The sequence below is a fragment of the Streptomyces sp. NPDC002790 genome (genome assembly GCF_040295505.1).
GTDB lineage: Bacteria > Actinomycetota > Actinomycetes > Streptomycetales > Streptomycetaceae > Streptomyces.
The window spans coordinates 1-2,568 of record NZ_JBEOVM010000234.1 but is presented as its reverse complement, the minus strand read 5'-3'; the positions used below and the strand labels follow the sequence as shown (position 1 = coordinate 2,568).

Below are 2,568 nucleotides of genomic sequence, written 5' to 3'. Positions count from 1 at the left end.
CACGGCCGGGGGGGCTTTAATGATCCCCCCCGGGGCGGGGGGGGCTTGATCGATCAAGCCCCGCCGGCGACTGAGCAGGCTCTTCAAGCCCCTGCGGCGACTGAGCAGGTTCTTCAAGCCTCTGCGGCGTTTGAGCAGGTCTTTCAGCCGGTGCGGCGGTATGGGCATTTCAAGCCCCTGCGGCGATTGAGCAGCGGGGTCCGGGGCGGAGCCCCGCGTCCGCAACCACGTCACCGGCAACCGAACGATGCACACCGCACAACGAACGATTTCCGGCCAACCTGCTGACAGGCTCCTGACACGCGGCAGCGCCTGCTGCCACTCTCCCAACCGCACCACTCCGTACTGCGCTCTGCCCGGCCGGCCACCCGCCGCCCGTTCCCCATTGGCCGCACACCCAACTCGCGGCCATGCAGAAGGAGTTCAGCGTTGAGGAAGAACCCGACCTCCCACAGACCCGGCTCCCCCAGACGCCGGGCCACGGCAATCGCCGCCGGCGCCGTCGCCGCCCTGCTGACGGTCACCCTCCAGTCCCTCCCCGCCACCGCGGACGCGACCGGCGCCGCCCCGGGCGCCCTGCCCGCGAAGCTCTCCCCCGCCAAGCGCGCCGAACTGCTGCGCGCCGCGAACACCACCGAGGCGAAGGCCGAGACCGCGAAGAAGCTCGACCTCGGCGCCAAGGAAAAGCTCGTCGTCCGGGACGTGCTCCAGGACCGCGACGGCACGACGCACACCCGCTACGAGCGGACCTACGGCGGACTCCCGGTCCTCGGCGGCGACCTGATCGTGGAGACCGCGAAGTCGGGAACCACCAAGGACGTCACCAAGGCGGCCAAGGCCGAACTGAAGAACGTCGACACGACCGCCGACGTGAGACCGGCCACCGCCGAGGCGCAGGCCCTGAAGCTCGCGAAGGCCGACGGTTCGAAGAAGACCGAGGCCGACAAGGCGCCCCGCAAGGTCGTCTGGCTCGGCCAGGGCGCGGCCAAGGGGCAGCCCACCCTCGCGTACGAGACCGTGGTCGGCGGCCTCCAGGACGACGGCACCCCGAACCAGCTGCACGTCATCACGGACGCCGCCACCGGCAAGAAGCTCCACGAGTGGCAGGCCATCGAGAACGGCACCGGCAACACCCAGTACAGCGGCACCGTCTCCCTCGGCACCGCGCAGTCCGGTTCCTCGTACACGCTGAACGACACCGCTCGCGGCGGCCACAAGACGTACAACCTGAACCGCGGCACCTCCGGCACCGGCACCCTCTACTCCGGCACTGACGACGTGTGGGGCAACGGGTCCGCCTCCAACACCGAGACGGCCGCCGCCGACGCGCACTACGGCGCCGCCGAGACCTGGGACTACTACAAGAACGTGCAGGGGCGCACCGGCATCCGCGGTGACGGCGTCGGCGCGTACTCCCGGGTCCACTACGGCAACGCGTACGTCAACGCGTTCTGGGACGACAGCTGCTTCTGCATGACGTACGGCGACGGTACGAGCAACACGCACCCGCTGACCTCGCTGGACGTGGCCGCGCACGAGATGACGCACGGCGTCACGTCGAACACCGCGGGCCTCAACTACTCCGGTGAATCGGGCGGGTTGAACGAGGCGACCTCCGACATCTTCGCGACGGCGGTCGAGTTCTACGCCAACAACACGTCCGACGTGGGCGACTACCTCATCGGCGAGAAGATCAACATCAACGGGAACGGCACCCCGCTGCGCTACCAGGACAAGCCGAGCAAGGACGGCGCGTCGAAGGACTCCTGGTACTCGGGCATCGGCTCCATCGACGTGCACTACTCGTCGGGCCCGGCCAACCACTTCTTCTACCTGCTCAGCGAGGGCAGCGGCACGAAGACCATCAACGGGGTCACGTACGACTCCCCGACCTCCGACGGTCTTCCGGTCACCGGCATCGGCCGCGACAAGGCGGCGCTGATCTGGTTCAAGGCGCTGACCACGAAGTTCACGTCGACCACCAACTACGCGGGGGCGCGCACCGGTGCGCTCGCGGCGGCCGGTGAGCTGTACGGGACGACGTCCACCGAGTACAAGGCGGTCCAGGACGCGTTCGCCGCGATCAATGTGGGCGCTCGTTCGGGTGGCGGCGACCCCGGCACCGGCAAGACGTTCACGAACGACACCAACGTGAACATCCCCGACTCCCCGGGGGCCGCGGTCACCTCGTCCGTGGCCGTCACCGGCGTCAGCGGGAACGCGCCGTCCACGCTCAAGGTCGGCGTCGACATCGTGCACACGTGGAGCGGTGACCTCCAGGTCGACCTGGTGGGCCCGAGCGGGAAGACGTACCGGCTGCACTCGTCGACGTACGACCCGACGCCCAACATTCAGACCACGTACACGGTCAACGCCTCCACGGAGCCGGCGAACGGCGCCTGGAAGCTGAAGGTCCAGGACCTCGGCCCGCAGGACACGGGGTACATCAACAGCTTCAAGCTGACGTTCCCGTAGACCGCACACCCACAACTGGGCGCGGGGGGGGCGGGGGGGGGGCCCCCGGCGGGGGGGGGGGCGCCCCGCGGCGCGGGGGGAAAATGGGGGGGC

The 2,568-nt window shown here is 69.4% G+C and carries 1 protein-coding gene; it reads left to right on the top strand.

What is annotated here, in order from left to right; translation table 11 throughout:
* Positions 1 to 429 precede the first annotated feature (429 nt).
* Positions 430 to 2,475 carry a M4 family metallopeptidase gene (locus ABT004_RS36270; RefSeq protein ID WP_351346106.1) on the top strand — a complete coding sequence of 682 codons (2,046 nt, stop codon included), beginning with the start codon at positions 430 to 432 and terminating at the stop codon, positions 2,473 to 2,475.
* Positions 2,476 to 2,568: the final 93 nt, after the last annotated feature.